The sequence below is a fragment of the Methylobacterium sp. ARG-1 genome (genome assembly GCF_001262595.1).
GTDB classification, from domain to species: Bacteria; Pseudomonadota; Alphaproteobacteria; order Rhizobiales; family Beijerinckiaceae; genus Methylobacterium; species Methylobacterium brachiatum.
Window position 1 is genome coordinate 1 of record NZ_LHCD01000010.1, and the last position, 12,314, is coordinate 12,314.

A 12,314-nucleotide genomic window follows, 5' to 3' on the forward strand; every position below is an offset into this window, starting at 1 on the left:
CAGTGCCGGTAGCGTTCGGCCAGGGCCATGAGGGCCTGGGCGAGTTCGGTGAGGTTGGCCGAGGCCGCCTCGACCTCGCGGGTGCCGGCCGCCGTCTGCTGGCTGGCCTGGCGGATGTTCTGCAGCGCCCCCATCACCTGCTCGATCCCGAGCTGCTGCTGGTTGGTCGAGGCCACGATCTGCTGGAAGGTCTGGACGTTCTCCTCAACCCGCGCCGTGATCTCCTCGATGGTCCGCTGCGTCGTGTCCGAGCGCGTCTTGCCGGCCGCCGCCCGCTTCACCGCCTCCTCGGTCAGCATCACCGAGGTGTTGATGCCCCGCTGGATCTCGCCCAAAATCCCCCGGACCTGACCCGTGGCCGCCTTGGCCTGGTCGGCCAGAAGCTTCATCTCCGAGGCCACCACCGCGAAGCTGCGCCCGCTCTCGCCAGCCGCGGCCGCCTCGATGGCGGCGTTGAGCGCCAGCAGATGCGTGCGCTCCGAGATGTCGTTGACCGTCTCGATGATGTCGCCGATCGTCTGCGTCTTCTCCGACAGGCTGACGATGTTGCCGGCCACGGCTTCCGCCTGCTCGCGGATCGCGTCCATGGCCTTGGCGGTGTCGGAGACCGCGCGCAAACCCTGGCGGGAGGTCTGGGCGGTGGCCTGGGCGGTGGCGATCACCTCCGTGGCGCGCTTGCCGATCTGCGCGCCGGAATGGGTGATCTCGTCCACCGTGGCGGCGGTCTCCTGCACGGCGGCGAATTGCTCCTCCACCGAGGCCGCCTGCTGCTGGGCCGAGGCGCGGATCTCGGCGGCGGCGGCGTTGAGGTCGGCGGTGGCGGCGCGGTTGGTCCGGGCCAGATCGGACAGACCGTCCACCATCGCGTTCAGCGTCCGACCCAGGCGCGCAATCTCGTCGCCGCCGCGCATGTCGAGCTTGCCCGAGAGGTCGCCGGAGCCGACCCGCTCGACGAAGGCCATCACGGTCTCCAGCGGGTGCACCACGGCGCGGCGGATCATCCAGGTGACCAGCATCGCCAACAGGACCGCCGCGGCGAGGGTCAGGTAGATCGACAGGCGCGAGCGCTCGTAGACCTCGTGGGCGGCGCGCTGCCCCAGGGCCATGCCGCCGTCGAGCAGGGTGCGCAGGTTGGTGATGCCGCCCAGGAACGGCGCCTGCAGGCGGCTGATCTCGTCGTTGCGCGCCTCGACCCCGGCCACATCCTGCTGGGCGATGGCGGCGAACTGCGCCTCGCTCGCGGCCCGGACATCCCGGAACGAGCGCTGCACCTCGGCCGCCGCCGCGGCGATCCGGTCCCAGACGGCGTTGCGCTGGGCCGAGATCGAGAGCGTCCGGTACTCGCCGGCGAGTTGCATCGTGGTGGCCAGCGCGCTCTCGACCTGGGCCGCGGTCCGGCGCCACGCCGCCACGTTGTCGTCGGTGCGCGCCGGGCGGCCCTGGGCCTGCGACAGCAGCGCGATCACGGCGTTGCGGCGCAGGAGCCCGAGATCCCGGGCCTGGTTGCCGAGATCGTCGAGCTGGCGCAGCACCGACATGTCGCGCCGGACGATGGCGTCGGTCGTGTCGCGGACCGCCCCGATCTGCTCGAGGGCGTAGAAGCCCAGGGCCACGATCACCACCGTGACGGCGACGAAGCCGAGGAGGATGCGTCTTCCGATCGAGAACGTCACGGTCGGGGCTGGCTCCAGTGGTGGGGCGCGGGGGCGCGGACCTGAACAGTTAGGGCAGCACGCGATGCAGGAGGCGGGGCAGGTCGACGACGACGAAATCCGGTCGGCCGCCGCCGGCCGAAGCGGGGGCATAGCCCGAAGCAGCGGCGTTGCCCAATCCGGCGGGGTCGGCCGCCTCCGCCATCCCTGCGGCAGACGGTCCCGCCGCGGCGGCGATCCCCAGCACCCGGTCGACCGCCAGCGCCACGGGCTGGGCCTGGCTGCCGCGCAGCACCACGAGATGCCCGGCCTCGCCCTCGGCCTCGGGCGGCGTTTCCGGCCGGCCGAGTGCCCGGCCGAGGCCGAGGACGCCGACGATCCGGCCCGAGAGGGCGATCAGGCCCAGCAGCGCCGGCACCGCCCCGGGCATCGGCGTGAACGGGCGCATCGGCAGCACGTGTGCGACCGCCGCGAGGGGAATCCCGTAGCGCTCGGTTCCGCAGGCGCAGACGAGGTGGTCGATGCCGGTCTCGGGTCCCGCGGCGGCCTGGCTGCGCCGGGCCAGGGCCGCGGCGCGCTCGGCGCGGATGTCCCGCGCGGTTCTCGGCTTCGTCGCCTGCTCCGAAGCGCTCTGGCGCGCGTCCATCAGGGCCTCCCGGTTCCGCTATCCGCGCCGAGCCCGGCGCGGGCCGCAGCCGCGCCAGCGGCGATCTCGCCCGCCGCGGCGCCGTCGCCCTCGAGCAGGAGGGTGTTCGGCCCGAGGGCTTGGCTGAGCGCGATGGCGTTGTCGAGAGCGCGGGCCGCCGCCTCGGGTCGGCCGAGTGCGATCAGCAGCAGCCCGAGATGGTAATGGGCCATCACGAAGCCCCGGTCGAGATAGAGCGCCGCCCGCAGGGCCCGCTCGGCCTCGACGTCCCGGCCGAGGGTACGGGCGAGGAGCCCCTCGTAGAAGCGCAGGGCCGGATCGGTCGGGTCCCGCGCCAGGGCGTCGCGCAGCACCCGCCAGGCGGCGCCGGTCTCCCCGGCATCGGCGAGCGCACGGATGCGCGCGAGGTCGTCCGCCGGCGCCTCGCCATCGCCCAGGTCGAGGCTCGGCAGGAGGGCGGGCCGGGGCGGGGCGAGGATCGTCGCCACCGCGCTCTCGACGGGCTCGTCTGGCTCGTCTGGCTCGTCCGCCTCGTCCGCCTCGTGAATGCGCGGCACCGACCAGGCCGGCTCGAGCGCCGGCGGGACCGGCCGGGGCGCCAGCGTCGGCACCGCGTCGGCCAGGCGCCGATAGGCGACGGTCCCGGGCAGGCTGACCGGGTCGAGGAAGCCGGAGAAGGTCGGGTTGGGCTCGGCATGACCGAGCAGCATCCAGCCGTCCGGCCGGAGGCGGCGACCGAGGCCGCGCACCACCGCGGCCACCGTCTCGGCCTCGAAATAGATCAGCACGTTGCGGCACAGGATCAGGTCGAAGCCCTCGCCCGGCGGGACGTTGGGCTCGACCAGGCTCAGGAGGTTGCCGCGCTCGAACCGCACCAGCGCGCGGTATTCCGGCCGCAGGGCGAAGCCGCCCTCGCGCCGGATCCCGGGGGCGGGAGGCAGGCGCGTGAAGTAGCGCAGGCGGTCCTCCGGCGGCATGGTCCGCAGCGCCCAGCGCCCGTACTCGGCCGCCCGGGCGGTTGCCAGCGCCTCGACGCTGATATCGGTGCCGAGGATCACGACCCGCCAGTCGGGCAGGGCATCGCCCAGGGCCTCGCGCACCAGGATCGCCAGGGAATAGGGCTCGGCCCCGGTCGAGCATCCGGCGCTCCAGATCCGCAGGGTGCGGTCGTGGCGATGCGCCGCGATCAGCGCCGGCAGGATCGTCTCGCGTAGGGCCTGGAACTGCTCGGCGTAGCGGAAGAAGAAGGTCTCGCCGACCGTGATCTCGGCCTCGAGATTAGCCCATTCCGCCTCGCCCCGGGACGGGTCGGCCAGCAGGGCGCTGTAGGCGGCGCAATCGGCGATCGCGGTGGCCCGGAAGCGCCGGTGCAGGCGCTCGGTCAGGAGCTCGTCCTTATCGATGTAATAATGATGGCCGGTGCGCGCGATGATCCGCGCCTTCAGCGCGGCATAGGCCGGGTCGCCACCCGGATCGGGGCGGGAAGGAACGAAGCGCGGCATCGCCGATCACGCGGACGGGGGCAGGGCGGCCAGGCGCTCGGCCGCCGCCCGGGTCAGCGCCACGACCCGTTCCCGCTCCTGCGCGGTCAGCAGGCTCTCGGGGGAGAGGGCGTGGACGAGCCGGTCGCCGATCACGAGCTCGGCCGCCACGCAGCCGTTGAGCGTCCCGGCCTCCTCGGCCGGCCGGATCGCGTCCTCGGGCACGATCACCAGATCGGCGGCGCGGTCGACCAGATAGGCGACCGCATCGTCCCGAGTGAGCACCAGATGCGCGTAGAGGCCGGGCCGGGTGGCGGCCGGGCGCAGGCCGAGGAGCGGCGCCAGATCGATCACCGGGATCGGCGCGCCGCCGAGATTCAGGAAGCCGGCGAGCCAGCCGCCGGTCGCCGGGGGATTGTGCAGGTCCGGCAGCGGCAGGATCTCGGAGACGGCCGCGCGCGGCAGGGCGCAGGGCGTGCCGGCGACGTCGAGGAGCAGATAGGCCGAACCGCTGCTGGCCAAAGCCGCCCCCCTCCCGTACGCATCGCGGCCCCGCCGGGACAGGCCGCGCAATAGGCCCCCGCCCCCCGGCAGGCAATGACCCGATTCCGGCATCCAACACCGGATCGCGGCGCCAGGGAACCATGTCTCCCCTCAGCCGCTTATTTTCCGACGCAGCGGCAAAGCCCAGACGACGGGCGACGCCTCGCCTGCGACTGTCTACGCCAGGGATTGATCATGAGGAAACTTCTGTTGGCCGCCGCGTCGCTGACGCTGCTCGCGGGCTCCGCCTACGCCCAGGGCAACGCGCCCTACAACAATTCCGGCGCGCAGGCCGGTGGTCCCCGTGGCGGCCTGGAGCGCGCCGGCGAAGCCGCTGCGATGGAGCAGGGCGCCGCCCCGGCCCAGCGTCCAGTCATGCGCAAGCGCATGAAGCACAAGCGGATGATGAAGCATCATCGCCGGTCGCGTCACCACCAGATGTGAGCAGCCTGGGCGCGCCGCCGAGCGGCGTCACCGGCTCGTTCAGGCCTGCCGCATCCGCGGCAGGCTTTTTTGTTGGGTTTTTCGGTCGCGGCTCGGATCCGGTCGCGGCCTACGGCGGTTGCACGGCCGGTCCTGCAGGCCGCAACGCGCTCCTGCCGCGCGGGCCAGCGGATTCACCACATCGTTTCGGCATCAAGCGCTTGCGGCGCCGCGCTTTTCCTCCCCCCTTGCGGGGGGCCGGGGATGGGGTGGCGCAGGCGGTGCCGCTGCGCCTCTCCGGGACCACCGAACCTAACTCCTTCCCGCCAGGGGAGGAGCGTGCGTTCCGCCCTTCGTAAGCCGATCGGTGCATGTCCGCGCCCCCGCGGGACAGGAGACCCGCACCGCGACCGGCATCGGCAGGTTCGGTCACCCGGTGGAGAGGGCATTCGCCACCCCCGCCACCTGTGCGCATCCGATCCGCCGCGTGCGCAACCCGGTTGCCCGGCCACCCTGGCGGGTTCACTCTCGTGCGAAAGCCGCCCACCCCACAGAATGTTCGCAAACGAACATCTCCGCGCCGGACGGGCCGGGGAACGCCAGGAGCCTCGATGTCACGACCGCTCGACCGCAGATCCGAGGACAGGGTCGAGGCCACCGGGGTCGAGGCGCGCCGCAGCGCCATCGTGGCGGCCGTGCGCCAGCGGGGCTTCGTCACGATCGAGGCCCTGGCCGCGCAGTTCGGCGTCACCGTCCAGACGATCCGACGCGACCTGAACGAGCTGAGCGCCGAGGGCCGGCTCGAGCGCTACCGGGGCGGCGGCGGGCTGCCGTCGAGCGTCGAGAACATCGACTATGCCGACCGCCGGGTGACGCTGCTGCCGGAGAAGACCCGGATCGGCCGGTTGGCGGCCAGCCGGATCCCGTCCCATTGCTCGGTCTTCGTGAATATCGGCACGACCCCCGAGGCGGTCGCTCGGGAATTGACCCGGCACGACGACCTCAGCGTCATCACCAACAACCTCAACGTCGCGCTGTCCCTGGCCGAGGCCACGGAATTCCACATCGTCGTGGCCGGCGGCACCGTGCGCAACCGCGACGGCGCGGTGCTGGGCCAGCTCACCTGCGACACGCTCAGCCAGTTCCGGGTGGACGTGGCGGTGATCGGCATCAGCGGCATCGATGCCGACGGCGCGCTGCTCGACTACGATTACGAGGAGGTGCGAGCGACGCAGACCATCCTGGCCCATGCCCGCAAGACCTTTCTGGTCGCCGATCACACCAAGTTCACCCGGCGCCCGATGGTGCAGGTCGGGCGACTGGATCAGGTGGACACCTTCTTCACCGATCGGATGCCGCCGCCCGAGATCATCGCGATGATCGAGCGCCAGGGGGTCACCCTGGCGGTGGCCGACGACGACCTGTAACGAACATGCGTTTTTTCGCTTGCGAAAACTCGTAGGCGGCTCAATATGTCCTGAACCCGCCATTCAGGCGGGAGAGGAGGAACAATGCCGGCTGCAACGCGCCAGCGCGCGCCGTCCGACGCCTACGATCTCCTGGTCATCGGCGGCGGCATCAACGGCACCGGAATCGCGCGCGATGCATCGGGCCGCGGCCTGTCCGTCCTGCTGGCCGAGCGCGGCGATCTGGCGGGCTTCACCTCCTCGTCCTCCACGAAGCTGATCCACGGCGGGCTGCGCTACCTCGAATATTACGAGTTCCGCCTGGTCCGCGAGGCCCTGGCCGAGCGCGAGCGGCTGCTGCGTCAGGCGCCCCACGTGATCTGGCCTCTGCGCTTCGTGCTGCCCCACGACGAGGGCCTGCGCCCGGCCTGGATGCTGCGGCTCGGCCTGTTCCTGTACGACCACCTCGCGCAGCTGCGGACCCTGCCAGGCTCGAAGTCGGTGGACCTGCGGAATTCGCCCTACGGCGCGCCACTGCAGAAGCGGCTGACCAAGGGCTTCGTCTATTCGGACTGCTGGGTCGAGGACAGCCGCCTGGTCGTGCTCAACGCCATGGATGCCCGCGAGCGCGGCGCCACGGTCCTCACCCGCACCGGCGTCGTCTCGGCACGGCGCGAGGGTGAGGGCTGGGTCGCGACCTTGCGCGACGAGCGTACCGGGACCGAGCGGACGGTCCGGGCCAAGGCCGTGGTCAACGCCGCCGGCCCCTGGGTCAGCGCGACGCTGGGCGGCACGCTCGGCATCAACAGCCGCGCGGCGGTCCGCCTGATCAAGGGCAGCCACATCGTGGTCAAGCGCCTGTTCCCGGGCGACCAAGCCTATATCCTGCAGCAGCCCGACAAGCGGATCATCTTCGCGATCCCCTACGAGCGCGACTTCACGCTGATCGGCACCACCGACGTGCCCTATGACGGCGAGCCCGGCCCGGTCTCGATCTCCCCAGAGGAGACCGATTACCTCTGCGGCTGCATCAACCGTTCCTTCGACACCCGCATCACCCCGGCGGACGTGGTCTGGAGCTATTCGGGCGTGCGCCCGCTCTACGACGATGCGGCCGAGAACGCCTCGGCGGTGACCCGCGACTACGTCCTCGACGTGGAGGACCAGGGCGGCAAGGCGGCGGTGCTGTCGGTGTTCGGCGGCAAGATCACCACCTACCGGCGCCTGGCCGAGCACGCGATCGAGAAGCTCAAGCCGTTCTTCCCCGGCCTCAAGCCGGCCTGGACCGGCGATGCGGTCCTGCCCGGCGGCGCGATGCCAGACGCGGATTTCGACCAGTTCCTGGCCAAGCTCCAGGCGGAGAAGCCGTTCCTGCCCGCCGAGACCGCGCGGCGCCTCGCCCGGGCCTACGGGACCAAGGCCCGCGAGATCGTCGGGACCGCGCAGTCGATGGCGGATCTCGGCGAGGTATTCGACGGCGGCCTGACCGCGGCCGAGGTCGATTACCTGCGCGTCGCGGAATGGGCGGTCACCGCCGAGGATATCCTCTGGCGCCGCTCGAAGCTCGGCCTGCGCACCAGCCCCGAGAGCGCCGCGCGCCTGTCCGCCTACCTCGACCGCAGGGCCGAGGCTGCATGATTGTGTCGAACCCGAGCCGGCGCGAGACCGGTCGGGCCTAACCAGGGAGGGAACGATGAGCCGTTACGTCGGGGCCATCGACCAGGGCACCACGAGCAGCCGCTTCATGGTGTTCGATCGCGAGGGCAGCGTCATCGCGCTGGCCCAGGCCGAGCACGCGCAGATCTATCCAGCCCCCGGCCATGTCGAGCACGACGCCGCCGAGATCTGGACCAAGACGCAGGCCGTGATGCGCGAGGCCCTGGACAAGGCTGGCCTCCAGCCCACCGACCTCGCCGCGGTCGGCATCACCAACCAGCGCGAGACCACGCTGATCTGGGACCGGCGCACCGGCAAGCCGCTCCACAACGCCCTGGTCTGGCAGGATACCCGCAACGACCGGCTGGTGGCCGAGTTCGCCCGCGACGGCGGCCGCGACCGGTTCCGCGACCTCACCGGTCTGCCGCTGGCGAGCTACTTCTCGGGTCTCAAGCTTCGGTGGCTGCTCGACCATATCGAGGGCGCCCGGGAGCGGGCCGAGGCCGGCGACGTGCTGTTCGGCAACATCGACACCTGGCTGGTCTGGAACCTCACCGGTGGCACCGAGGGCGGGCTGCACGTCACCGACGTGACCAATGCCAGCCGCACGCAGCTGATGTCGCTGAAGTCCCTGGAATGGGACGATGGCATGCTGGCGACCTTCGGCATCCCGAAGGCGATGCTGCCCCGGATCGTCTCTTCGAGCGAGGTCTACGGCGAGACCAAGGCGCCGTTCGCGGGCGTGCCGATCGCCGGCATCCTGGGCGATCAGCAGGCGGCCCTGTTCGGCCAGACCTGCTTCAGTCCGGGCGAGGCCAAGAACACCTACGGCACCGGCTGCTTCGCCCTGATGAACACCGGCACCGAGCCGGTCCCGTCCAAGGCCGGCCTGGTCACGACCCTGGCCTATCGGCTCGACGGCGAGAAGCCGGCCTACGCCCTGGAGGGCTCGATCGCCATCACGGGCGCCCTGGTGCAGTGGCTGCGCGACAACCTCCACATGATCAAGGATTCGGCCGAGGTCGAGACGCTGGCCACGACCGTCGAGGACAATGGCGGCGTCTACTTCGTGCCGGCCTTCTCCGGCCTCTACGCGCCGCACTGGAACGAGGGCGCCCGCGGGCTGATCATCGGCCTCACCCGCTACGTCAACCGTGGCCACATCGCCCGCTCGGTGCTGGAGGCGACCGCCTTCCAGACCCACGAGGTGCTGGACGCGATGGCCAAGGATTCCGGCATCCCGGTCAAGGAACTGCGCGCCGATGGCGGCATGGTCGCCAACAACACGCTGATGCAGTTCCAGGCCGACATGCTCGACGTGCCGGTGGTGCGCCCGAAGGTCTCCGAGACCACGGCGCTCGGGGCCGCCTACGCGGCGGGCCTCGCGGTCGGCTACTGGAAGGGCCTCGACGACCTCAAGCGCAACTGGGGCGTCGACAAGCGCTGGACCCCGAAGATGGATGCCGGCCAGCGCGAGAAGATCGCCGCCGCCTGGAGCCGGGCGGTGCAGCGCTCCTTCGACTGGAAGCTCGACGAGGATTGAGGCGGGCGCTTTCGGGCCGGATCACGCCCACCCGCGACTTCTTCCTGAGGTGCCGCGCAGCAGCCTGGAAGGAGGGCTCCTTCGAGGCCTCCGCTACGCTCCGGCACATCAGGATGAGCGAAGAGATCGGAAGGCCGACAGAGATCGACAATCACCTTAAAGACTTAGACGCTCGAATAAGCTGTAAAGCCTTACAATAAACAGCAAACGGGGGAGATAGACCATGACGTCGCCATTCCTGGGTGAATTCCTCGGTACGATGACGCTGATCGTGCTGGGAGACGGCGTCGTCGCCGGCGCCCTGCTCAAGCGATCCAAGGGTGAGGGCGCCGGCTGGATCGCCATCACGGCCGGCTGGGCCTTCGGGGTTCTCGCCGGGATCTTCGTCGCCACCGCCACCGGCAGCCCGGACGCGCATCTCAACCCCGCCGTGACCGTGGCCGGCGCCGTCGGCTCCGGGGATTTCTCGAAGCTCTGGGTCTACGTCCCGGCCCAGATGCTCGGCGCCTTCGCGGGCGCGGCGATCGTCTGGCTGCACTACCTGCCGCACTGGGCGGCGACGCCCGAGCAGGACCTGAAGCTCGCCTGCTTCTGCACCGGGCCGGCGATCCGCGACGCCAAGGCCAACTGGACCTCGGAGATCATCGCCACCTTCTTCCTGATCCTGACCATCTCGGCTCTGGTAACCAACACGCTCGGCGCCTCCGGGGCGATCCCGCGCGGGGTCGCGCCCTACATGGTCGGCATGCTGGTCTGGGGCATCGGCCTCTCGCTCGGCGGCACCACCGGCTACGCGATCAACCCCGCCCGCGACCTCGGGCCGCGCATCGCCCACGCGGTGCTGCCGATCGCCGGCAAGGGTTCGTCCGACTGGGGCTACGCGCTCGTCCCGGTGGGCGGCCCGGTGATCGGGGCCGTGCTGGCGGGGCTGCTGGTGCGGGCGCTCGGGATCTGACGCAAACACCGCACCCTCAACCGCCGCATGGCGTCCCGGCGTCGCGGCGGTTTGCGGCGCGGGGCCGGGCGCCTTAAGTCAGTCTCTCCTGACCGACCGCGCCTCCGGGCGCTTCCCCGCGGTGTGGCAGCCCCCGACCCATGGCCGTCGTCCTCGACATCCTGAAGAACGATCCGCGCTCGGCGCGCCTGCGCCATCCCGAGAAGGCGCACCGGCCCGACCAGCCCGTCCAGGCCAAGAAGCCGGACTGGATCCGAGTCAAGGCGCCGGGCTCCAAGGCCTGGACCGAGACCCAGAAGATCGTCCGCGAGCACGGCCTCGTCACGGTCTGCGAGGAGGCCGGCTGCCCCAATATCGGCGAGTGCTGGGAGAAGCGGCACGCCACCTTCATGATCATGGGCGACACCTGCACGCGGGCCTGCGCCTTCTGCAACGTGCGGACCGGCCTGCCCGACGCCCTCGATCAGCACGAGCCGGAAAAGATCGGCGACTCGGTGGCCAAGCTCGGCCTGCACCACGTGGTGATCACCTCGGTGGACCGGGACGACCTGAAGGATGGCGGCGCGCAGCATTTCGCCCGGACCATCGCGGCAATCCGCACGGCGAGCCCCGGTACCACGGTGGAGATCCTCACCCCCGACTTCCTGCGCAAGGACGGGGCCCTCGAGGTTGTGGTCGCGGCCAAGCCCGACGTGTTCAACCACAACCTCGAGACGGTGCCGGCCAAATACCTGACGGTGCGGCCCGGCGCCCGCTACTTCCACTCGGTGCGCCTGCTGCAGAGGGTGAAGGAGCTCGACCCGTCGATCTTCACCAAGTCCGGCATCATGGTCGGGCTCGGCGAGGAGCGGAACGAGGTGCTCCAGCTGATGGATGACCTGCGCTCGGCCGATGTCGACTTCCTGACCATCGGCCAGTACCTGCAGCCGTCGAAGAAGCACCACGAGGTCGTGCGCTTCATTCCGCCCGACGAGTTCAAGACCTACGAGACCACCGCCTACGCCAAGGGCTTCCTGCTGGTCTCGGCCACGCCCCTGACCCGCTCGTCGCACCATGCCGGCGAGGATTTCGCGCGGCTGCAGGCGGCCCGCCTCGCCAAGCTGTCGCCCGCACTCTCGGCCTGAGAAAGTCCCGACACCGATGCCGTCTTTCCGGGTTACCCGTGCGGTGCGGCATTCGCCGCAGCAGATGTACGATCTCGTGGCCGATGTGGAGCGCTATCCCGAGTTCCTGCCGCTGTGCGAATCCCTGCGGGTGATCCGCCGCCAGGACATGCCGGAGGGCGGGCAGGTGCTGATCGCCGAGATGGGCGTCGGCTACAAGGCGATCCGCGAGCGCTTCACCACCCGGGTCAGCCTGGATCCGGACAACCGCAAGATCGTGGCCGAGTATATCGACGGCCCGTTCCGCCATCTGGAGAACCGCTGGCTGTTCAAGGAGGCGCCGGACGGCGGCTGCGCGATCGACTTCTTCATCACCTACGAGTTCAAGAGCCGGACCCTCGGCCTCCTGATGGGCACGATGTTCGACCGCGCCTTCCGCAAGTTCACCGACGCCTTCGAGGGACGGGCGGACCGGATGTACGGCACCGCCTGAGGGGAGCTTCCGGTCGAACGCGTCCGTCATCGCGTGCGCAGCGAGGTGACCCCGGGGCCGCGTGCGATCCCGGGCCGTGGCGCTTCCCTGGGTTGCCTCGCTGCGCTCGCAAGGACGGGAACAGTCCCGAAGGGATCCGCCCGACAACCGGTCGCCTCGCCCGAGATAAGCCTCTCATCGCCCCGGTTGGGTGACCGAGTTGACAACGTTGCGGCCTCACCGCCGGCGCCGCACCGATATTGCACAGCTTGTGGCGCAGGTGCGGAAGGACAGCATCCGCGAATGCCTTGCCTTCAAGCTCTCTATATCGCGCGATAAAACCACGGCCGCCTGCAAGTCGTCCACAGGACAGCGCTGTCGCGGCACTCAGCCTTACAGCGTCCGGGAGCGTGCCAGCAAAATGCACCGGAATC

11 protein-coding genes are annotated in these 12,314 nt (G+C 70.6%); 7 read left to right on the plus strand and 4 right to left on the minus strand.

Annotated features, from left to right (window positions below; translation table 11 throughout):
* The 4 genes from AKJ13_RS11810 to AKJ13_RS11825 all read right to left on the minus strand — a co-directional run.
* Positions 1-1,673 (minus strand): methyl-accepting chemotaxis protein (locus AKJ13_RS11810; RefSeq protein WP_064774617.1); only part of this gene is annotated, 1,673 nt, incomplete at its 3' end.
* A gap of 49 nt (positions 1,674-1,722) precedes the next feature.
* Positions 1,723-2,298 (minus strand): chemotaxis protein CheW, encoded by a 576-nt coding sequence (locus AKJ13_RS11815; RefSeq protein ID WP_050733521.1) that lies wholly within the window; start codon positions 2,296-2,298, stop codon positions 1,723-1,725.
* Positions 2,298-3,800 (minus strand): CheR family methyltransferase, encoded by a 1,503-nt coding sequence (locus AKJ13_RS11820; protein WP_050733522.1) that lies wholly within the window; start codon positions 3,798-3,800, stop codon positions 2,298-2,300. The genes AKJ13_RS11815 and AKJ13_RS11820 overlap by 1 nt, the downstream gene beginning before the upstream one ends.
* A 6-nt stretch (positions 3,801-3,806) precedes the next feature.
* Positions 3,807-4,301: a chemotaxis protein CheW gene (locus AKJ13_RS11825; protein ID WP_050733523.1), complete on the minus strand. Its 495-nt coding sequence runs from the start codon at positions 4,299-4,301 to the stop codon at positions 3,807-3,809.
* A gap of 216 nt (positions 4,302-4,517) precedes the next feature.
* On the opposite strand from AKJ13_RS11825, the gene AKJ13_RS11830 reads away from it, so the two are divergent.
* The 7 genes from AKJ13_RS11830 (at position 4,518) to AKJ13_RS11860 (ending at position 11,901) form a co-directional block, all read left to right on the plus strand.
* Positions 4,518-4,766, plus strand: coding sequence for a hypothetical protein (locus tag AKJ13_RS11830; protein WP_007562963.1), 249 nt, complete (start codon positions 4,518-4,520; stop codon positions 4,764-4,766).
* Positions 4,767-5,356: 590 nt separating this feature from the next.
* Positions 5,357-6,172 carry a DeoR family transcriptional regulator gene (locus tag AKJ13_RS11835; protein WP_050733524.1) on the plus strand — a complete coding sequence of 272 codons (816 nt, stop codon included), beginning with the start codon at positions 5,357-5,359 and terminating at the stop codon, positions 6,170-6,172.
* An 84-nt stretch (positions 6,173-6,256) separates the two neighbouring features.
* Positions 6,257-7,789: a glycerol-3-phosphate dehydrogenase gene (gene glpD / locus AKJ13_RS11840; RefSeq protein WP_050733525.1), complete on the plus strand. Its 1,533-nt coding sequence runs from the start codon at positions 6,257-6,259 to the stop codon at positions 7,787-7,789.
* A gap of 55 nt (positions 7,790-7,844) precedes the next feature.
* On the plus strand, positions 7,845-9,350 hold the full coding sequence (glpK, locus tag AKJ13_RS11845; protein WP_050733526.1) for a glycerol kinase GlpK: 1,506 nt from the start codon (positions 7,845-7,847) through the stop codon (positions 9,348-9,350).
* A 223-nt stretch (positions 9,351-9,573) separates the two neighbouring features.
* On the plus strand, positions 9,574-10,305 hold the full coding sequence (locus AKJ13_RS11850; RefSeq protein WP_050733527.1) for an MIP/aquaporin family protein: 732 nt from the start codon (positions 9,574-9,576) through the stop codon (positions 10,303-10,305).
* A gap of 140 nt (positions 10,306-10,445) precedes the next feature.
* Entirely contained in the window at positions 10,446-11,429 is a 984-nt protein-coding gene (gene lipA, locus AKJ13_RS11855; RefSeq protein ID WP_050733528.1) for a lipoyl synthase, read from the plus strand.
* A gap of 16 nt (positions 11,430-11,445) precedes the next feature.
* Positions 11,446-11,901 (plus strand): type II toxin-antitoxin system RatA family toxin, encoded by a 456-nt coding sequence (locus tag AKJ13_RS11860; RefSeq protein WP_050733529.1) that lies wholly within the window; start codon positions 11,446-11,448, stop codon positions 11,899-11,901.
* Positions 11,902-12,314 lie beyond the last annotated feature (413 nt).